Below are 20,539 nucleotides of genomic sequence, written 5' to 3'. Positions count from 1 at the left end.
AAGTGACTGCAGCGGGAGGATCTGCGGCGTCGCGGGCGGCTGTGTGCAACGGTATGAGGATGGGAACGGTCCGGTCCACGCCAGCTGTACTACGCCTGTGGCGCACAACGTGGTTGCGTGCCGCCGTCATCGGTCTGGGCTTCGGGTTAGTCGCAGTCCTGGGCTGGTATTTCATCACTCCCGGGATCACGGAGTCGTCACCCAAGGTGCGCGTCCCGTCCGGCCGTGACCTCGCCCTCCACGTGCCGGGCTGGGTCTGGCTGATCCCCGCTGCCTTCGCGATCTGCGCGGGTCTGCTCGGCTGGGCCACCGAGCATTTCACCGCGCGGCTCGGTCCGAGCACCCGCAGCGAGGTGCTCAGTCTGACGACGGTCGCGGGCTGCACGCTCGGTGGCGCAGCCATCCTGGCGACGATACGGCTGGTCCCTCACAAGGCCGTACTCGTCTCGGGAGACGGTCAGCTGCCCGACATCGGCTTCGGGTGGGCGTATGCGTTCCCGGTGGCCGGGTTTGCCATCGGCGTGATGCTCGCGGGCGGCATCCGGCATCCCGACGACGACAGCTGAAACCCCCACACCCTCCGACTGCAGCCGCATCCTCCGGTTGCAACCGGAGGATGTCACCACATGCGGAGGATCTAAATCGGCATCAGGAAGTGCTTACGCGGCGACCGCAGGATGTGCTTGTCCTTCAGCTGTGCCAACGCTTTTCGCAGCTGCAACCGAGTGCTCGACGGATCGATCACGGCGTCGATGTAGCCCCGCTCGGCGGCGAGGTACGGGGTCGCCATCATGGTGTTGTAGAAGTCGACGAAGTCCTTCCGGATCTTCGAAGCCTCTTCCGGCGTCGCATTCTCGGTCTGCCTCTTGGTCAGGATCGTGGCCGCGGACTCCGCACCCATCACCGCGATCTTGGCTGTGGGCCACGCGAAGTTGATGTCGGCACCGAGCTGCTTGCAACCCATCACCGCGTAGGCGCCGCCATATGCCTTGCGCAGCACCACGGTGATCTTCGGGACGTCCGCCTCCACGTACGCGAACAGGAACTTGCCCGACCGCCGGATTGTTCCCTTCTTCTCCTCCTCGACGCCCGGGAGGATGCCCGGGGTGTCCACCAGGAAGATCAGAGGGATGTTGTACGCGTTGCAGATTCGGACGAAACGAGTGGCTTTCTCCGATGAGTCGGTGTCGAGCACACCGGCCATCACGCTCGGCTGATTGGCCACCACACCCACCGAGATACCGTCCACCCGCGCATAACCGGTGATGATGTTGGGAGCGAACAACTCGGCGACCTCGTGGAATGCGCCATCATCGAAGACCCGCAGGATGATGTCGCGCATGTCGTAGCCGGTGTTGTCGTTGTTCGGCATGAACGTGTCGAGGGACAGGTCACTCGGGGTGATCTCCGGCTCCAGTCCGGGATTGATCACCGGCGCCTTCTCGTGGCACGAGGACGGCATGTACTCGAGATAGTCACGCACCCACTCGAATGCGCTCTTCTCGTCGTCGGCCAGGTGGTGGATGTTGCCCCACTTGGACTGGTTGTACGAGCCACCGAGTTCTTCGGCCGTGACGTCTTCACCGTTCACCTCCCGGAGGATGTCCGGGCCGGTGACGAACATGTAGCTCTCGTCCTTGACGCCGACGAGGATGTCGGTGTTCGCGGGGGTGTACACCGCGCCTCCCGCACACTTGCCGAGGATGATCGACACCTGCGGCGCCAGACCCGACAACAAGTCGTTGCGACGGCCCATCTCGGCGTACCAGGCCAGCGACGTGACCGCGTCCTGGATACGGGCGCCGGCGGAGTCGTTGATGCCGACCATGGGGCAGCCGATCTTGCCTGCCCACTCCATGATGGCCGAGACCTTGCGGCCGAACATCTCACCGACCGTGCCGCCGAACACCGTCTGGTCGTGCGAGAACGCCGCGACCGGGCGGCCGTTCACCAGGCCGTGCCCGGTCACCACACCATCGCCGTAGCCGCTGTCCGCGGCGCCGGGCATCTTGGCGAGTCGGCCGAATTCGACAAAGGTGCCGGGGTCGAACAACATGTCCAGTCGTTCGCGAGGCGAGGCGATGCCTTTGGCAGCCCTCTTCGCGACCGCCCGCTCGCCGCCGGGTTCTTTTGCCGCCTCGAGCTTCTCGCGAAGTTCCTTGAGCTTGCCGGCGGTGGTGTCAGTCAATCTGGGTCACTTTCTTGCGAGCTCTTCCAACCGTGCGGTCAGATCGGCACCGATTTTTCCGATGTAGGGTTCGTCGATGATCGCCAGGTGGTCGCCTCCGACGTGGATGATCTCGAGATCGTCGACCACCTCTCCCCACCTTCCGTCTTCATCGATCTTTGCCCACTGCGGTTCGAGTTCGATTGCGCCATCATGCATCTTGTCGGCTCGGTAGAGAACCACCTTGCCGTCGTAGCGCGAGGGTTCCACCGTCGACAGCGCACGGTTGTCGAGGAAGCTGGTGCGCTGATGTTCGATGATGCCACCAGGGATCTTGGCGTCACTCATCGCCAGCATCTCCATGATGATCTTGAACTGGCCGTCGTCGTCGGCCTCCACCAGGCGGTCCATCGGGATCGGCACATCGTCGAGACCGTAGGTGCGCTTGGCGAAGTCCAGGTACCGCTCGAGGCGGGCACGCTTGGTCTCCGGGGTGTCCTCGACCGGTTCGGCCGGGCGCACCACATCGATCAGGCCGACAAACGAGACCTCTTCACCGGCATCGACGAGTACCTGCGCGCATCCGTATGCCAGGGCGCCGCCGAGAGACCAGCCCACCAGCACGTACGGGCCGGTTGGTTGGATCTCGCGCAGCTTCGGGTAGTACTGGCGGACCCGTTCTTCGATGGTCCCCTCGACGCGGTCGAATCCGATGACCGGGACGTCCTCGGGCAGTCGCTTGAGCAGCGGCTCGTACGCGGCGGTGGAGCCACCGGCCGGGTGGAACACCAGCACCGGTGTGCGGTCTGAGTTCTCGGGGGTCCGGAGGTAGCGGACGAAGCCGTCCACCAGACCACCCTCGAGATGCTCACGCACGTAGTTCGACATCGTCTCGATGTTGTCGGCGTCGATCACGTCCTCGATGTCGAGCTCACCGCCCGCACGTTCGGACAACCGCGCCGTCAGCTTCTCCGCGGTCTCGTCGTCGAGCACCGGGAGGGGTTGAAGATGCCGCCGGCAGACTTTCCGGTGACCACGGCCCACACGCCGAAGGTGAGACGCTCGGCGGCATCTCGCGGTGGGACGTCAGCACCGGCCGCGGCAGCGACCGCTGCCGCGTTCTGCAGGTTGGCCTTCGTGTCGGCCGGGGCTTGTGCCGGTGCCCGCTGAGCCGGGACAGGCGCCGAATCCGCTCCGGCGACAGCCTCTTCGGGTGCAGGTGCTTCGAGAAGCGCTTCGGCCTGGGGCTCGGCAGGCTGGGGTTCGTCGGTCTTGGTTCCTGCGGAGTTGATCAGCTCAGCCAGTGCAGCGGTGTCCAATTCACCCTTGCCCGCAGCATCGGCGGCCAGCGCCTCCACCTCGTCACGGTGCTCGACTGCGTAGGTGACGAACTTGACCACGTCTTGGAGGTTGGCGTCGCGCATCGCCTGCAGCTGCAGCTGCGGGATGTCGAACTCCCACTCCGCACGGTTCTTGATGCGCATGGCCATCAACGAATCCAGACCCAGCTCGATCAGCGGGATCTCACGAGGCAGATCCTCGGCCTCGTAACCCATCGACTCTGCGACGATCTGCGCCAGTCGATCGTCGATGGTCTCACCGGAGGCCGGATCCCACCGGGCGCCGATCTCATCGCTGATCTCAGGTTCGGTCACAAGCGTGTTGTCGACGAACCCGGACTGCTCGGCCGTCACAGGCGCGGTGGCGGGCGCCGTCTGAACGGCGGCAGGCGCCGGTCCACCGGAGACCACCACGGCGTCGAGCAGCAACCGGAACGAATCGCCTTCGGCAGCATGCACTTGCAGCGCCCCGCCACCCGGGTGAGGTGCCAAGGTGGTGGTCAGCGTGGAGGCGCCCACCGGCTCACCGTGCGGGAGCACCGCCGTCACCTGTACATCGGAAAGCACTTGCGACGCGGCAACTCTGACGAGTTCGGTGAGGTCCGATGCCGCCGACGCGGCCACCTGCCAGACGTGGCGGCCGTCGGGGAGGGCCACGTGCGATCCCGGAATCCTGGAATCGCCCGACCCGGCCGAGATGTTCGCGGTCAGCCAGTACGGCTTGCGTTCGAACCGGGTCCGCGGGATCTCGGCGAAATCGCCCTTCCCGAACAATGATCCGACGTCGACCGCATGACCGTGCACGTAGAGCTTCATCAGCGCGTTGATCACGCCGTGGCTCTCGTCTTCCTTGCGGCGCAACGTCTCGATCAGCTCGGCGTTGTGGATGCCGACGGAAAAGGTCACTGCGGCAACCGAGATCAGTACCGCGGGGTTCGGCGACAGTTCGAGGAAGGTGGTGTGCCCGTTCTCGACGGCCTTGGCGACAGCCTGGGAGAACCACACGCTGTGCCGGAGGCCCTTGGTCCAGTACTCCACGGCGTGCACCGGCTCGCTGCCCGGCCGGTAGAAGGTCTCGCGATCGACCGAGCTGTAGAAACCGATCTTCGGCGACTGCGGCTCGATACCGGTGAGCTCGTAGGCGAGTTCACCCAGCAACGGGTCGGTCTGGGACGTGTGGCTGGCACCCTTCGTGGCGAGTTTTCGCCCGAGCTTGCCCTCGCTCTCGGCCCGCGCCACGATGGCGTCGACCTGCGGTTCAGGACCGCCGATGACGGTGTGGGTGGGTGCTGCGTACACACAGATCTCGAGATCGGGGTAGTCGGCGAGCACACCGGTGATGTCGTCGGCGCTGTACTCCACCAGAGCCATCAGCCGGATGTCATCGCCGGTCAGCTGGGCCTCGGCCTCACCCATCAGCCGCGACCGCTGGCAGATGACCCGGACGGCGTCCTCGAGGGACAGACCGCCGGTGATGTAGGCGCCTGCCGCCTCCCCCATCGAATGTCCGACCACCACACCGGCATCCGCACCGTGGTGGCGGAGCAACTCGGCCAGGCCGATCTGGATGGTGAAGATCCCGATCTGCGACGTCTCGATCTCGTAGGCCACCGAATCGTCGAGGAACTGCTCGACGATCGAGTAGCCGAGCTCGTCGACGATCAGCTTGTCGACCTTGTCCACCGCCGCGGCGAACACCGGGTTCTCGGTGTAGAGCTGCTTGCCCATCTTGCGGTGCTGCGAACCGAAGCCCGACAACAGCCACACGGGCGACGCCGAATCCGGTGAGTCACAGTTGAACACGAGCGGGCTGTTCTTGTTGTCCGCGACCGCCCGCATGCCCTTGAGCGCGTCCTCGTGCGTGCGGGCCATCACCACCGACCGGGTACGCCCATGGTTTCGATGTGCCAGGGCCCGCCCGATGTCCACGAGCGGCGTGTTCTTGGCAGCATCGGTCTCGAGCCAGTCGGCGAGGTCGGCGGCGGTCTTGCGTCGACGCGACGGGAGGAATCCCGAGACCACCAGCGGGACAACCGAACCCTCGGCCCGGCACGGCGCGAATCCTTCTACCGGGTCCTCTTCGGCTTGGGGCTCTTCGGTTTTCGCCGGTGTGGCCGCGAGCTGGCCCAGCGCGGCGCGTTCGGCTTCGGTGAGGAACTCGTCGAGGTCGTCGTCTTCGTCGAGGAAGTCGGCGACCGTCGACTGGGCGGCAACCGGCTCGTCGATGACCTCGGCGACGGGTTCCCTCAGGTCTTCTGGCGTCACCTCTCGGACCACCACATGGGCGTTGGTGCCGCCGAACCCGAATCCCGAGACACCCGCGATGGCGCGGCCCGAGTACCTGGGCCAATCAGCCGGCTCGGTGACCACACTGAGCCGCAACGCGTCGAACTGGATGTAGGGGTTGGGGCCCGCGTAGTGCAGCGACGGCGGGAGCTTGTCCTCTTGGAGGGCAAGGATCAGCTTGATCAGGCCTGCGGCACCAGCACCGGCTTCGAGATGGCCGAAGTTCGTCTTCGCCGAGCCGAGCAGCGTCGGCTTGTCCGCATCGCGGCCCTTGCCGACCACACGACCGAGTGCGTCTGCCTCGATGGGGTCGCCGAGAATGGTCCCCGTACCGTGCGCCTCGATGTAGTCGACGTCGCGCGGATTGATGGCAGCGTCGATGTAGGCGCTGCGCAGCACCTGAACCTGCGCCTCGGGATTCGGGGCAGGCAGGCCGTTGGAGCGCCCGTCGGAGTTGACGGCCGATCCCGCGACCACCGCGAGCACGTTGTCACCGTCGCGGCGGGCATCGGAAAGTCGTTTCAGCACAACGAGTCCGCCACCCTCGGCGCGGATCATGCCGTCGGCATCGGACGAGAACGCCTTGATGTAACCGTCTTTGGACTGCACACCCACTGAGTCGAACCCCAGCGTCGCGGCCGGGGTGATCAGCATGTTCACACCGCCTGCGAGAGCGACATCGGACTCGCCGCTGCGCAGGCTGCGCACTGCCTGGTGCACCGCGACCAGCGACGAGGAGCATGCGGTGTCGAGTGCGATGGACGGTCCGCGGAAATCGAAATAGTACGAAACCCGTCCCGCCACAATGGAAGTGGAGGTACCCGTCAGAGCATACGCGGCGGTTTCGCCGGCGCCTTCGGGATCGGAGACCGCCAGCATCTGGTAGTCGTTGGTGGAGCTGCCGATGAACACACCGACCTGGCCGCCCTTGAGGTCGCTGGCCGGGATGTGCGCGTGTTCGAGTGCCTCCCAAGTTAATTCGAGTGCGAGGCGTTGCTGCGGGTCCACCATCTCGACCTCGCGCGGCGACATCTGGAAGAAGTCGGCGTCGAAGCCCTTGACGTCGTCGAGGTAGCCGCCCTTGAGGTTGGCCTCGTCGAGCACCTTGGCGATCCGCGGATCCGACTTGAACTCGGTCCAGCGATCCTCGGGGAGGTCGCTGACGCCGTCGCCACCGTTGATCAGCAGGTCCCACGTGGATTCCGGGGTGTGGCCCGCCTTCGGGAAACGTGTTGCCACTCCGACGATCGCGATGTCGTCGTTCGGGCCCCGCGTGCGGTTGTACAGGTCGTCGTCGTCATCGTCCTCGCGGCCCGCATCCGGGTCGCCCTCGATGATGCGCTTGGCCAGCGACGCGATCGTCGGATGCTGGTACGCCACGGTGGCGGTCAGGATGATGCCGGTCTTGTCCTCGATGTCGCCCGACAACGCAACCGCGTCGCGCGAGGACAGACCGAACTCTTCCATCGGCCGGTCGTCGGAGACCTGGTCGACCGGCAGTCCGGTCGTGTCGGAGACCCACTGCCGCAGCCACTCCCGAAGCTCCGAGACCGTCAGGTCACCGGCCTTCTCGTCGTTCTGCCGTTCTTCGCCTGAATCGGTCGACGAACCAACCGGTGACACATCCAACTCGCCGTCGCCACTACTGTCTCCCGGACCAAAACTCGACCCCGGCAGCTTGTCCTCGGAGTTCAGGGGCTCATTCGTCGAACTGTTCAGTTCAGGCATCGGGTAGTCCAGACTATTGATTCTCGTGTGGCGCATCGGGGAACGCCGTCTGCTGGTAACCACCGCGCAGAGTTCCGTCGATGTACGCCGCCTTACATGCCCGCCGGGCGATCTTGCCGCTGGAGGTACGTGGGATCGAGCCAGCCGGAACCATCAGCACGTCCCGTGCCATCACACCGTGCCGCTGGGCGATCGTGGCGCGCACGGTGTCGGCCACCTCTTGCGGGTCGACCTTCTTGCCCGGTCCACGCTCGGCGACGATCACCAACTGCTCGGATGCGTCGTCCGCGTCGAACTTGAGGCCGCTGGCGGAGTTCTGGAACACCACCTCGGGCAGTTCGTTGGCAGGTACTGCGAACGCGGCGACGAAGCCGGGCCGCAGAGCCGGGCTGGCCTCCTGCGCCGAGAACTCCAGGTCCTGCGGGTAGTGGTTGCGGCCGTCGACGATCACCAGGTCCTTGACGCGTCCGGTGATGTACAGCTCGTCCTCGAACCACACGCCGTAGTCGCCGGTCTTCATCCACTTGGCGCCCTGGGGAGCGCCGATGCTCCGGCTGCCCTCGGGCAGTGGCGCCGTGAGGGTGTTGTTGAACGTCTCCTCGGTCTCCTCCGGACGACCCCAGTATCCGTGGCCGATGTTCATCCCGTGCAGCCAGATCTCACCCACGTGGCCGTCGGGACGCTCGGTACCGGTCTCGGAGTCGACGATCACGGCCCACTGGCTCACCGAGACCTGTCCACACGACACCTGCGCCACTGCGCCGGGTGCATCCTGATCGACCAGCTTGAACTGTCCCGCGTTGAGGGCAGTGCGATCGACGTAGATGACCTTCGCCTCGTTCTCGCGTTTGGTCGACGACACGAAGAGCGTGGCCTCTGCCATCCCATACGAGGGCTTGATGGCGGTCTTCGGGAGTCCGTACGGACCGAAGGCCTCGTTGAACTTTTTCATCGAGCTGACGGTCACCGGCTCGCTGCCGTTGATCAGGCCGATGACGTTGCTCAGGTCGAGCTTCTCGCCGGGCTTCGGGACGCCACGCACAGCGGCGTGCTCGAAGGCGAAGTTGGGGGCAGCGGCGAACGTGTCGGCACCATCGGCGACGGCGGCCAGTTCCTTGATCCACCGGCCGGGCCGCCGGACGAACGCCTGCGGGCTCATGATGGTGATGTATTTGCCGCCCAGCGCGGGCAGGATGACCGTGAGCAGGCCCATGTCGTGGAACATCGGCAGCCACGTGACACCGCGCGAGTTGTGGTCGAACTCGATCGCATCGATCATCTGCAGTGCATTGGCGGCCACCGACTCATAGGTGATGACCACGCCGGCAGGCACCCGGGTGGAACCCGAGGTGTACTGCAGATATGCCGCATCGTGCAGGGCCGGTTTCGGCTTGACCCATGTGTCGCCGACCGAATCGGGAACGGCATCGACGGCGATGACACGGGGGCGTTCCTTGGCAGGCAACGGCTTGAAGAAGTCACGGACGGCCTCGGCCGATTTGGTCGAGGTGAGGATCACACTCGGCTTGCAGTCGGCGAGCACCGCGGTGAGCCGGTCGGTGTGACCAGGCTCGTCCGGCGAGAACAGCGGAACCGCGATGTTGCCCGCGAACAGCGACCCGAAGAAGCCGATCACGTACTCCAGCGACTGCGGGGCCAGGATGGCCACCCGGTCGCCCGGCTGCGTGACCTGCTGCAGCCGCGCGGCGATGGCACGAAGCCGTTTGCCGAACTCGGCCCAGGTCAGGTCGATCGGCTCGCCATCGCGTTCGCGGCTGTAGTCCATGAAGCGGTACGCGAGCGTCTCGGCCTGCTCGATGACATTGCGTTCCACGTAGTCGACCAGCGTCACGTCGTCGTCGAAGAACAGATTTCCGTTCTCGTCCAAGAACTGGTCAAACTCGTTGTTCATTCGTACTCCTGATCGCGACCTCGACGCCCCTGACACAAATCTGGTCACCAGCCCTGCGTGACAGTGCGCCCGCGGGGTGATCCACCTTGTGTTCGGCTTGCGTCACCTGTGAACGGTCGAGCTCAGCGCGCGGCACCACGTACTCCATCGATGCCACACGCCTCGTCTCCAACAGCGTTCCCTACTTTTCTTGTCAAGCCAAATAGGACTCGCGGTCGCCGCCGACCCGAGCCAAACCTTCCACATCTTACCGGCCAGTACCACTCGCCTTGGGTACGGGTCGTGAGACAACCTACGCTTTCGCGACCACGAATGTGGCTACTCGCCCTTGAGTATCGGAATGATCGGTGCGAAGGCATCCATCTGCGTCGGGAACACCCCGACATACGACATGGACGTTCGCCTGCGCACCTCGCGGATCTGGTCGGCGATCTGCTCGAACGACCCGAAAGCGAGGTACGGCGAGGCCAGGATGTCGTCGACCGACAACTTGACGTCCATGGCGATATTCGGCGGATAACCCTGGTCGAGTGCGGCCAGCGCCATCTCCGCGGTCGCCTCGCGATCGTCGGTGATCACGATCGTGGCGATGGTCCAGTTGAGTTCGATCTCGTCGAACCTGTCGCCGGCGGCCTGCCTGATGCGGTCCACACGCTCGATGGTCTTCTCCATCGTCATATCGGACAACCGCAGCCGGCCGTCGGGCGTGGTGCCCGTCGCGACCGAGATGATGTCGGCGTGCTTGGCGGCGAGCGCCAGCATCTTCGGCCCACCTCCGCCGACCGCGATCGGAGGCCGGGGACCCTGCCGCGGACGGGGGCTGCCGACCAGACCCTTGATGTTGTAGAACTCGCCGGAGAAGTTGACCTCCTCGCCGCGCAGGAGTCCGTCGAGGATGGTCAGCGACTCATCGAGCCTGCGGATCCGGACGCCGGGCGACTCGAACTCGATACCGGCCTTGTCGAACTCTTCCTTCATCCAGCCCGCGCCGATCCCCAGCTCCAGGCGGCCCTTGGACAGCACGTCGATGGTGGTGGCCTCTTTGGCCAGCAGGGCCGGATGCCGGTAACCGTTGGCCAGCACCGACGTGGCAAGCCGGATCCGGTCGGTGGCTTGGCTGAGTGCACCGAGGGCCGCGAGCGGCCCCACCTGGTTGCCCAAATGGTCGGGCACGGCGAACGTGTCGAACCCGTACTCCTCGGCGGTCTGCGCGAGTTTGACGAACTTACGCGCCCCACCCTCGTCACGGTTGCCCTCGCCACCCGCTCCGAACCGGAACTTACGGGGGCCCGGTGCGGCCTCGGCTGAAGTCATCGCAAGTCTCCTGGTTGTCGAACATGCCCGGTGGTCGTCGCCCATACCCTTACGGGCCCGGCTCGGCAGTAGACGATACTTCCGCACCTGATCAGCGCAAAATGCGCTCGATCCGGTCCGGCGGGCTCATTCGTGCTTGGGGAAAGGCGCCTTGTCGATCACGTCACGTGCCCAGCCCGTCATCCACTCCGTGGCCGGCTGCCCATCGTCATTCCAGTACCGCGTGGTGTTGTACATCGCGTGTACCGGGTTGTTGACGGCACCCATCAGCTTGCTGATGCCCTCGATCGGGTTGGCGATGGTGGGTGCATCGCAGATCAGATCGCCTGGCGCACAGAGGGAGTACGTGCGGTCGGTGAGTTCGCCGAACCCGCCGGGGCGTGGCCCGGTCAGGTCGATCCCGGGAATCGGCAGGATGTCGAGAGCGATTTCCGCACCGACGCCGGGAGGGTTGGGACCCACCGTCTCCACCTGATTCGGCTGACGGCGACCGTCGGCGATCAGACCGACGCCCACCACGAGATCGGCAGCGACCGGCCCCCGACCGTTACCGATCTCACCCGCGATGTCCCCTGCGATGACCGCTCCCTGCGAGAAGCCCATGAGTACGAAGCTCGTGAGCGGACACTTCTGATTGACCTCGGTGATCTTGGCGCGGGCCTTGCTGGTGCCCTCGGCCCGTGACGTGTTGTAGTCGATCTGGCGGTCGGTCAGCACGGTCGGATTCCGGAACTGGGCCACATACGGCACCGTGTAGACGTCGGCCCGCGAGCTGTCGAACTCCTCTGCGAGCGGCCCGGACACCTTGAGCATCAATGAGTTCGGGTTCGCGGTCGGATTGTAAGGGTCATCGTTCGACGCCGACTCCCATGTACCGGGCACCACGATCACCTGGACGTCCGGGCAATCGGCGGGCTGCGCGGTGGGTCGCGGCGCAGCCGACGACGGCGGTGACGAGGAAGGTCCACCCGGTTGCCCCGGGTCGGGCCGAAGCAGGTTGATGACCAGGATGATCACCAGGATCACCGCGATGACGCTGAGGATCCCCAGACCGAGGACCACGAACAGCAACGTGCGTCCCCGACTTCGTTTCTTACGTGTCATGTCGGCCGCTTTGTGGTTGTCATGTCGGCGACCGTCAGCAGTACTTGGCTTCGGCGGCCTTGATCACCTTGTCGGCGTTGGCCTGTGCCTTGGCCTCGTCGGTGGTGCCCGAGCCCACCAGAGGTACCACGATCACCTTGATGTCGGCCGGGCTGGCGCCCTGTTCCTTGCCCTGGCAGACCGCCGAGGCGGCACTGAGCGCGATGGCGTTGTCGGGGTCGTTGGGGAACTCGACGCCCTGCTTCTTCAACTCCGCGAGGTAGTCCTCGGTCTTGTCGTTCTCGTCGACGCCCTCGGGCACGTTCGCTGAGGGCGGGCCCGTCTCGGGAAGACCCTGGGTGTCGTCGGGCTGACCGTCGCTGCTCGCCTCGGTCGACGTGGCCGTCGAGGCGCCAGACGACGGCGCAGCGCTGCTGGTGGCGCTCGTCGTACTACTGGTGGTGCTCACCGAATCAGTCGGCGCCGACGCGGTCGAATCGTCGCCGCAACCGGTGGCGAGCGCTGCGGTGATGAGCAGCGCCGCACCCGCTGTCACAACCCGAATGATGTTGCCTGTCATGTCACTTCCTTGTGTCTTCTCGCCGGGCGGCACGGCGGGGTCCGGTGAGCCGACGGACCGAAAACGCTCCGCCAGGCCGACCCGGGCACCCCGCGCTGCGCGCCGGGATTCGCGCTCTGCGCCCTGAATACCTCCGCAAGGCTACAGAAGGCACCTGAGGAATCACTTGGCGGTGACGACCCCGTTCACGACCTCGATGGCGCCGCGTTCGAAGTTCACCCGGTAACCGCCGGTGATGTTCATCTGATCGCTGACCGGATAGCCGAACTTGCCGTTCTCGAATCCGGCCTTGCCCCACGCGTCGTAGATGGGTCCGAGAGGGATGGCAAATGCACCCTTGGCCGGCGTCCAGTAGATGTTGCCGCCGTCGAATGCGTTGAACCGTCCGCCGTCGCGCAACCCGATCTCGTTGGTCTTCGGGAATCCGAGCCATCCGCCCTCGAAGTCGAGCGTGGCGTACTTGTCCATGATCTTGCCCTGGACCGAGTGCGCACCGTTTGCCGGAGTCCAGTAGTAGCCGCCGATCTGGAACGCCTGCACCCGACCCTTCTTGTTGGGTGTGTCGATCTCGTCCCCGGTCGGGTACTTCAGCGGGCCACGTTCGTACCCGGCCTTGCCCCAGTCGGCCAAGATCGCACCGCCGACGGCATGTGCGCCGGTCTTCGCGGTCCAGTAGATGTTGCCGTTCTGGAAGCGGTTGAAGCGCCCGATCCGGTCCGGTGTCGCGAGCTCGTCACTGGTCGGGAACCCGAGCCACCCGCCCGGTCCTCCGGCAGCCACGTACGCGCCGCCGATTCCGCCGCCGACCACCTTGGCGCCGGTCTTCGCCGACCAGATGATCCGCCCGTTGCGGAAGTCCTGAGCCCGCCCGCCCGGCACGTCGTATTCGGGGGTCAGGCACTCCTCGAGTGCCTTCTTGTTGGCCTTGTAGACGGGCGCGATCGCGCCACCGGTCGAGCAGGCCGGCCGGTCGACCCCGAGTCCGAGTGCACCTGCGGCCTGCGGCCACGCCTGCTGCATCTCGAACTGCCAGTACGGCCACGTGTGGGTCCCCGACGCGCGGTAGACCGCCTGGGCCGGGACGCCGAGCTGGTTCAGCTTGCTGGCGAACTGCTGCGAGGTGACACGCGACAGCACCTCGAGACCCACGCCCGCGTAGTTCGTCGCGAGGTAGGGGATGGTCGATGGGGTGTCGTACTGACCGACCATGCCGTTACCGGACGAGACGTAGAGGCTCACGCCCTTGAGCTTGTCGGCCAGCAGGTACGGGTCGTGTTCCTTCCACGCCGGGTTGGTCGGCGGTCCGAACATCTTGCTCGAGTCGTATCCACCGGCGTCGTTCATCGCGAACTGCACCGCCTGCGGCATCCCGAAGGAACTGAGCTGCAAGATGCCCGAGAACGATGCGGCGAACTTGAAGAAGCCCGGGTTGCGGCCGGCGAGCATCATCGCGGCGCTGCCACCCATCGACAGCCCTTCGACTCCACGCACGTCGGTGGAGCGCCACTGGCTCTCCAGCAACGGTGGGAGTTCCTTCGTCAGGAACGTCTCCCACTGGTAGTTCTTGCCGTTGTCCGGCTCGGCCCAGTCTGTGTAGAAGCTCGACTCACCACCGACGGGCAGGACAACGTTGACGTTCTTGTCCTTGTAGAAGTCCTCGATGTTGGTGTTGAGGACCCAGCCGTTCTGGTCGTCCTGTGCCCGCAGTCCGTCGAGCATGTACATCTGCGGGAACTTGTTCGCCGGACGATAGTTCCAGTCGCGTGCGAGCAGCAACTGCACCTGGATGTTGGTGCCCATCGCGGGCGAGTACACCCACATGGCGACCCGGCGGTCGGAATACCAGAACGTGTTGGTGATCTTGACGCCTGGGACCGGCGCCGGCGCCTGGAGGGCGGGCGCCTGCACAGCAGGTGCCGCAGGGCTCTGGGGCGCAGGGGCGGCGACCGCAACGGTCGAGGACATACCCAGCACTGTGCACACGGATACCGCGCCGGCCATCAGTCCCAGTGCGCCGCGCACAAATCTCTGCCGCATGTACCTCTACTCCTCAAGTCACCGTCACCACTGTGGTCTAGCTCTGCAGCCCTTCGTCACCGGACGGCGCCCGGATGAAGGCGGACCGGCAGACAAAAACAGAACGTCCTACGTGTTTCTTACACGTAGGACGTTCTGTTTTGAGGTTGCCACACCTGTGACAGGTGTGAATTTTGTGACTAGAGGGATGTCACGGTGGTTATCCGCGGAACCAGCCCTGCTGGAGTGCTCGCCACATCATGTCCTGCCAGTAGCCCCACTTGTGGGTGCCGGTGGCCGGGTAGTCGGTGGTGAGGTTGACGCGGTTGACGAAGGCCTGGACCTCGAACGCGCGGGTCTGGGCCAGCGACAAGACCTCGAGCGGGACGCCCTGGACGATTCCGACGGCGTTGTCGCCCACGTTGTAGCCACCCGGGACACCGCTACCCGATCCGACGCGAACCTTCAGTCCGTGCATCTTGGTGATCTGCACAAACGGGTCGTTGTCGTACCAACGAGTGCTCCACGGAGGGCCCCACATGCTGTCCGAGTTCCACGGTCCGCCGTTTGCATCGAGCAAGGCGACGCGGATGGCCGACTTCATGCCCGGTGCGGACAGGTTGAGGTAACCCGACATCGAGAAGGCGTGTGAGTAGTTCTGCTTGTTGTTGGCTCCGATGACCAGTGCGGCGTTGCCGCCCATCGAGATGCCGGCGATGGCGTACTTGCCGCCGGGGCCGACTCGGAGACCACGCGCGTCCATGCCCTTGACCAGGGTGTTGGTGATGACGCAGTTCCACATGTACTTGTACGGCTGGCGGTTGAAGTTGCTCGGCGCATTCCAGTCGCTGTAGAAGCTGGCGGGTCCGCCGACGGGCATGACCACGTTGACGCCGCTGTTGACCATGTTCTGCACATTGGTCTCGTGCTCCCAGCCGCTGACGTCGTACGTCGCGCGCAGGCCGTCCAGCAGCACAACCGTCTTGTAGTTGCCGGGCTTCGACCAGGACCGAACCTTCACGGACGGCATCCCACAGCCATCGACATTCCATTGCTGGAATCCGTTTCCGGTGCCCCAGGCGTTGGCTGTGCCGGTGCCGGCAACGACCCCGACTCCGGCAATGGTCGCCAGTGCGGCAAAAGCAGCGATGAGGCGTCTGCCCATCCCCACTCGCCTCGACGGTGTGCTTACGCGCATCGAATACAACTCTCTCTCTGTCCAGCAGCGGGGCCTTGTCTGGTTCCATCTCGAACCACGGCCACGAGGGTCTTGATCAACACCAAAGTTTTCAGGTGCCACACAGCTGGGCGGTCATCTGGCGATGCCGTCCTGCAACCGAACGGAGCCTATTGGATGCATCGCCTGCTGACAAACCCTGTGACCGGTTCCACTCTGGCCTGGGTTGGCCACTTGACCAGGCCAGATCTGTGCTCTCCATGTCTATCGGACATGCGAAACGCCGCGTTACAGATTCGTGACCTTGGCTTTTGTGGTTTCGCGGGCTCGGTCCGCCAGCAGCCGTCTTGCTCCCGCTTTCTCAGGAAACTCTCAGACTGATGTGGGCGATTGCACAGCATGTGGGATTCCTACCGGGGGTAGAGCGGTGGCGGGATGGGCAGTTTGCACCGCTGCAGTTCGTACTCGGGTATCCGATCGATTCGGTAGGAGGTGAAACCGGCCGCCTGACGCAGGTTGTGCTTGAAGCGGGCGAACGACCACGGCTGAGAGTACGAGGCGATGAGGTCCTGGGTGGGTTTGCACGTCAGTGCGACCTTCGCCTGCTGCACGGCGTCGGCATCGAGGTTCGCCGGCAACACCGGATACCTTGACCACGCACCGGACTCAGCGATCACCCATTCGTCCTCGAGGTCTTTGTCGTGTCCGATCCGGCCGTCGGGAAGCCGGTCCGTGTGCGCCGCGATCGGGTACGACAGGCCCATCGGGTCGGTCACCCGCACATCGAGCGGCGCGTTCATGCTCGTCATACCGAGGTTCAGGTAGAAGACCGTGAGCTGTTTCGGGACTCCGGGGGGTGGCGGGACGGGTAGCGGGTCGAAATACCACTCGTCGTAGTTCGGCGACGCCAGCAACACCCCGCCGGTGTCGCTGTGCTCCGCGATCTCCTCGACCATCGCGCGGATACGCGGATAATTGAGGTAGTCGGCAGCCGTGACGGGGTGCTCCACCCCGATGTTCTGTATATAAAAGCGTCGCTCGTCGACGATGCCCTGCCTACCGATCTCGGTGCCGTTCTTCATCCCCGCCACCTGCGAGGTGGAAATCGCCCAGACCACCGTGGTGATCCACAGTCCGGCCATCACCACCGTGCCGACCCAACCGGCGAGGTGATCACGTCCGAGGCCTGCAGGCAGCGCGATCGGGATCACCATCACCGGGAGCATCAGTAGAAACAGCGGGACCAGCAGCACCCGGGCATGCATGAAGTCGCCGCCCTGGCGTACCCAGTAGAAACTTTCGAGCAATCCGGAGACGAGCATCAGTGCGACCACCGCGGTCGGGGTCTGCAGCCGCCGACTCCAGCCGGTGGCGCGCTCACGCCAGCCCGACTCGGCCGATCCCTTCATCAGATCGACTCTGCCCGAACGTGTTCCGGAGTCCGGCACCTGGACCCGATGGGCCTGCAGGTACCAGGCGAGACCGGCCGCGACCACCGCGACCACCAGCGGCAGCAACAGTGCATAAGGACTGAACATGTTGCCCAGGTACTTGAGGCCTTGTTCGTACTTCGAGCCGGAGGCATCTTTGGCCACGGCAGTGTTGGGAACGAGAAGTCCGTAGTAACCCATGCGGAAGATCTGGTAGCCCACCGGAACCACCGCCGCAGCGGCGGCAAACGCCAAGCGCATCCGCCACGTCATCGGAGCACACACCACCAGCAGCAACGCCAATCCGCCGACGACGGTCAGTTCGGGCCTGATGAGGGGGGCCAGACCGGCGTTGAATCCGAGCAACAGGGTGGTGACCATCTGTTTGCGTACCTGAAGGATGCCGCGATCTGGGGTGGGCCGCTGACTCCAGGCGATCAGCTGGCACCACAGCACCGCGGCCCAGAAGATACAGAGGGAAACCTCGAGGCCGCTGGTGGCGAAGTCACGCGCAGGCGGAAGCGTGATGTAGACCAGCGCTCCGAGAGGCAGCAGCAACGTCCAGCCGGGGTTGATCGGACCGGAACCCTTACGGATGCGATAGAGCCGTCCGGTGCCGTACATGGCGATCGGGACGGCCGATATGGAGAGGACCAGGGCAATCCACAACACGACGTACTCGGTCTGGGCGTCGGTGATCCAGCTCCAGAACCAGATCAGGTACGTCCACACCGTCGACGTGTTGGCCTCGACACGCTCCCCCTCGTTGAAGACGGGTCCGTTCCCGGCCAACAGGTTCCGGACGGTGCGCAAGACGATGAGACCGTCGTCGGCGATCCACCGGCGCTGCCATGCGCCGTAACCGAAGATCGCACCCACCACGACAGCGCTGATCCACAGCGAAACGGTGGCCGGATTGACAGTGCGGCCGAGCACGCGTGGGTCAGCTACCGGCCGATTCTCAACTGCTGGCCGGTGTTCAGGTGATGGCCGCCGTTCAGCTGATGGCATAGACCGCGACACCCACGCATACTATCCACGCGATTGCCAGCAGCTGGAGAACACGATCGCCGAGCGCAATTTCTTCGGGTTCGCCCGCTTGACCACCGTCGACGTCCACTGCGTACCGCAGGATGGCGATGGTGAAAGGCACCATGGACAGGGCGTACCAGACGTTGTCGTCGTGGCCGCCGTCCGTGTCGAAGGCCCACATGCCGTAGCAGAGCACCACCGCGGTTGCGGACAATGTCCAGACGAAGCGCAGGTAGGTGGTGGTGTAGTACTCGAGGCTCTTGCGGATCTTCGCGCCGGTCCGTTCGGCGAGCTGCAGTTCGGCGTACCTCTTACCTGCCGCCATGAACAGCGAACCGAAGGTCATCACCAGCAGGAACCACTTGGACAGACCGTTGGGGAGATCGGCGGCCACGCCACCCGCGACCGCACGGAGCAGAAAGCCCGACGAGACGATGCAGATGTCGATGACGGGTTCGTGTTTGAGGCCGAAGCAGTAGGCGAGCTGAATGGCCATGTAGATGCCGATGACCACCGCGAGCTGCCAGTTTGCCAGGAACGAGATCGCGATCGACGCGACACCGAGCACGATGGCGAGCACAAACGCCAGATTGACCGGGACCACGCCGGCAGCGATCGGACGGAAGCGCTTGGTGGGGTGATTGCGGTCGGCCTCGACGTCCAGGGCGTCGTTGACGAGGTAGATGCACGAGGCGACCAGGCAGAACGCGACGAAGGCGATGGCCGTCCGGCCCAGGATGTCGGGTTCGTCGACCGCTCCGGCTGCCACCGGCGCAGCCAGGACCAGGACGTTCTTGACCCATTGCCGTGGGCGGACAGCCTTCACCAGACCGGTCGCCAGATTCTTCGGCGGGCCGCGCACCACGTCGTGCTCGATCGGCTCCTCGCTCACAACATTCCTCGGCTCTCTGTTCTCGTCTGTCTTTCACCGGCACCGACCGCGGCGGCGCAGGCGGCACCGATCAACGCGCCCCCGATGACGTCGGTCGGGTAGTGCACGCCGAGCACCAACCGCGACAACAGCATCGGCGGGACCAGCGCGGCGGGTAGCGCGGCAGGAGGTAATCCGGCGGCGCGACCGATGAGGATGGCCGCGGCGGTGGTCGATGTGGCGTGGCTGGACGGGAAGCTCAACTTGCTGGGAGTTCCGACCCCGATCCTCACGTCGGCATGATCGGGGCGCTTGCGCCTGACGATGCGTTTGAGTACCACCGAGGCGGCGTGGGCACCGAAGGCTCCGACACCCGCAGCCACCCACAGGTTCCGACCACGTTCGTCGCCGCGGAACTGCGCGATGGCAGCACCTGTGCCCGCGACGGCAAGCCAGCCCAGTGAGTGTTCACCGAAATGCGACAGTGCACGTGCCGAAGCCACGGCACCCGGCTTGTCCACGAACACATTCTGTACGGCCACAAGGACTTTGGTCTCGCCACTCACCGGCGCGAACGCCGCGGGATACGTATCAGTCGATTCCGAAGACACGTTCCCAGCTCTCTTTGCTGACCAGGTCGGCCTGAGCGGATCGGTACGTCTCCCGCATCTCGGGGAACCGGGCCTTCAGCTCGCGAACCAGGGCAGCTGATTCCTTTGCCAGCGCAACCATCTTGTCGCGGTCACGTTGCTTGATGGGCGCCGCCTCCGGCCGATGCTGGGATGATGAACCGTGGTGGCCCGTCGGGCGCGTTGAGAGCTGAACTCTGGCGATTCACCGGCATGAACGGAATGGGGCCGGCCTGCAGGCGCATGGATGGCAAGGGATGAAGCCGGAACTGATTGGTGACGTGTTATGGTAGCAGTTCAAATGAACAGAATCATTGTACTTGGGTTGAGTGGGATTACAGGTGTGTATTGGGGGGGGGGGGGGGGGGGGGGGGGGGGAAAAAAAAAAAAAAAAAAAAAAGGGAAGAAAAAGAGAGAGAAAGAGAAAAAGAAAGAAGGAAAAAAATGACTGGGGGGGGGAGAGAGAAGGTGAAGCATGCACACATAGCTACACCACACTGTCCCAGCAGCACATGCCACTGCTCCCACCTTGCCTAAAGCACACATCACAAAACTCTTCCTTCCTTCCTTGCTGCTCCAGCTACTGTAGCACCCAGCTCTTGCCATGCCTGCTGACTAACAGCAAACCCGCTGCACCAGCCAGCCTTACATGCTCCTGACCCACAGCTTAAGCACACTGTCGCGCTAACATGGCTCTGCTAACCTGCTGACCATTTTAAAACCATGCTGTGGCTCCAACACTGGCACTGCTCCATAAAAAAAAAAAAGGGAAAAAGAAAGAAGAGAAGAAAGAAAGAAAAAAAGAAGAAGGGGGGGGGGGGGAGAGAGAAGAGGGGAAGAGAAAGGGAGAGGGGGGGGGGGGGGGGGGGGGGGGGGGGGGGGGGGGGGGGGGGGGGGGGGGGGGGGGGGGGGGGGGGAGGGGGGGGGGGGGGCGCCTGGCGGCGCTCCAGGGATCATCAGCTGTACGTTGCAGT

At 64.6% G+C, this 20,539-nt stretch carries 13 protein-coding genes and 1 pseudogene; 1 reads left to right on the top strand and 13 read right to left on the bottom strand.

Features of this window, described 5'->3' with window-relative positions; genetic code table 11:
• Window positions 1-59: 59 nt before the first annotated feature.
• Complete coding sequence (locus MVA47_RS05160) at window positions 60-566, top strand: hypothetical protein (protein WP_247206952.1); 507 nt, start codon at window positions 60-62, stop codon at window positions 564-566.
• A gap of 71 nt (window positions 567-637) precedes the next feature.
• Here the strand turns inward: MVA47_RS05160 and MVA47_RS05155 are convergent, their stop codons facing one another.
• The 13 genes and pseudogenes from MVA47_RS05155 to MVA47_RS05100 all read right to left on the bottom strand — a co-directional run.
• Window positions 638-2,188 (bottom strand): acyl-CoA carboxylase subunit beta, encoded by a 1,551-nt coding sequence (locus tag MVA47_RS05155; protein ID WP_247206951.1) that lies wholly within the window; start codon window positions 2,186-2,188, stop codon window positions 638-640.
• Between the two features lie 6 nt (window positions 2,189-2,194).
• Complete coding sequence (locus MVA47_RS27185; protein WP_374474103.1) at window positions 2,195-3,160, bottom strand: alpha/beta fold hydrolase; 966 nt, start codon at window positions 3,158-3,160, stop codon at window positions 2,195-2,197.
• Window positions 3,130-7,521: a polyketide synthase Pks13 gene (gene pks13 / locus MVA47_RS05150; protein ID WP_374474098.1), complete on the bottom strand. Its 4,392-nt coding sequence runs from the start codon at window positions 7,519-7,521 to the stop codon at window positions 3,130-3,132. The genes MVA47_RS27185 and pks13 overlap by 31 nt, the downstream gene beginning before the upstream one ends.
• Window positions 7,522-7,534: 13 nt before the next feature.
• Window positions 7,535-9,433 (bottom strand): long-chain-fatty-acid--AMP ligase FadD32, encoded by a 1,899-nt coding sequence (gene fadD32, locus MVA47_RS05145; protein WP_247206950.1) that lies wholly within the window; start codon window positions 9,431-9,433, stop codon window positions 7,535-7,537.
• A 318-nt stretch (window positions 9,434-9,751) separates the two neighbouring features.
• Entirely contained in the window at window positions 9,752-10,747 is a 996-nt protein-coding gene (locus tag MVA47_RS05140) for an LLM class F420-dependent oxidoreductase (RefSeq protein WP_023954845.1), read from the bottom strand.
• 126 nt (window positions 10,748-10,873) lie between these two features.
• A complete protein-coding gene (locus MVA47_RS05135; protein ID WP_247206949.1) occupies window positions 10,874-11,851 on the bottom strand; it encodes a cutinase family protein in 978 nt (325 codons plus the stop codon).
• A gap of 34 nt (window positions 11,852-11,885) precedes the next feature.
• A complete protein-coding gene (locus tag MVA47_RS05130) occupies window positions 11,886-12,410 on the bottom strand; it encodes a DUF732 domain-containing protein (RefSeq protein WP_062794747.1) in 525 nt (174 codons plus the stop codon).
• Between the two features lie 162 nt (window positions 12,411-12,572).
• The gene (locus MVA47_RS05125) at window positions 12,573-14,447 is read right to left on the bottom strand and encodes an alpha/beta hydrolase-fold protein (RefSeq protein ID WP_247206948.1); all 1,875 of its coding nucleotides are present in this window, start codon (window positions 14,445-14,447) and stop codon (window positions 12,573-12,575) included.
• Window positions 14,448-14,646: 199 nt separating this feature from the next.
• Window positions 14,647-15,591, bottom strand: a complete 945-nt coding sequence (locus MVA47_RS05120; protein WP_247206947.1) for an alpha/beta hydrolase family protein — start codon at window positions 15,589-15,591, stop codon at window positions 14,647-14,649.
• A 422-nt stretch (window positions 15,592-16,013) separates the two neighbouring features.
• Complete coding sequence (gene zomB, locus MVA47_RS05115; RefSeq protein WP_247206946.1) at window positions 16,014-18,044, bottom strand: flagellar motor control protein ZomB; 2,031 nt, start codon at window positions 18,042-18,044, stop codon at window positions 16,014-16,016.
• Complete coding sequence (locus tag MVA47_RS05110) at window positions 18,031-18,957, bottom strand: decaprenyl-phosphate phosphoribosyltransferase (protein ID WP_247206945.1); 927 nt, start codon at window positions 18,955-18,957, stop codon at window positions 18,031-18,033. The genes zomB and MVA47_RS05110 overlap by 14 nt, the downstream gene beginning before the upstream one ends.
• On the bottom strand, window positions 18,954-19,547 hold the full coding sequence (locus tag MVA47_RS05105) for a phosphatase PAP2 family protein (RefSeq protein ID WP_247206944.1): 594 nt from the start codon (window positions 19,545-19,547) through the stop codon (window positions 18,954-18,956). The genes MVA47_RS05110 and MVA47_RS05105 overlap by 4 nt, the downstream gene beginning before the upstream one ends.
• Window positions 19,528-19,689: pseudogene (locus MVA47_RS05100) on the bottom strand (hypothetical protein); the annotation flags it as partial. The pseudogene MVA47_RS05100 and the gene MVA47_RS05105, both read right to left, overlap by 20 nt.
• Between the last annotated feature and the right edge of the window lie 850 nt (window positions 19,690-20,539).

It is taken from the genome of Williamsia sp. DF01-3 (assembly GCF_023051145.1).
Taxonomy (GTDB): Bacteria; Actinomycetota; Actinomycetes; order Mycobacteriales; family Mycobacteriaceae; genus Williamsia.
The sequence above is the reverse complement of the archived record's forward strand: the minus strand, read 5'-3'. Positions and strand labels throughout refer to the sequence as shown.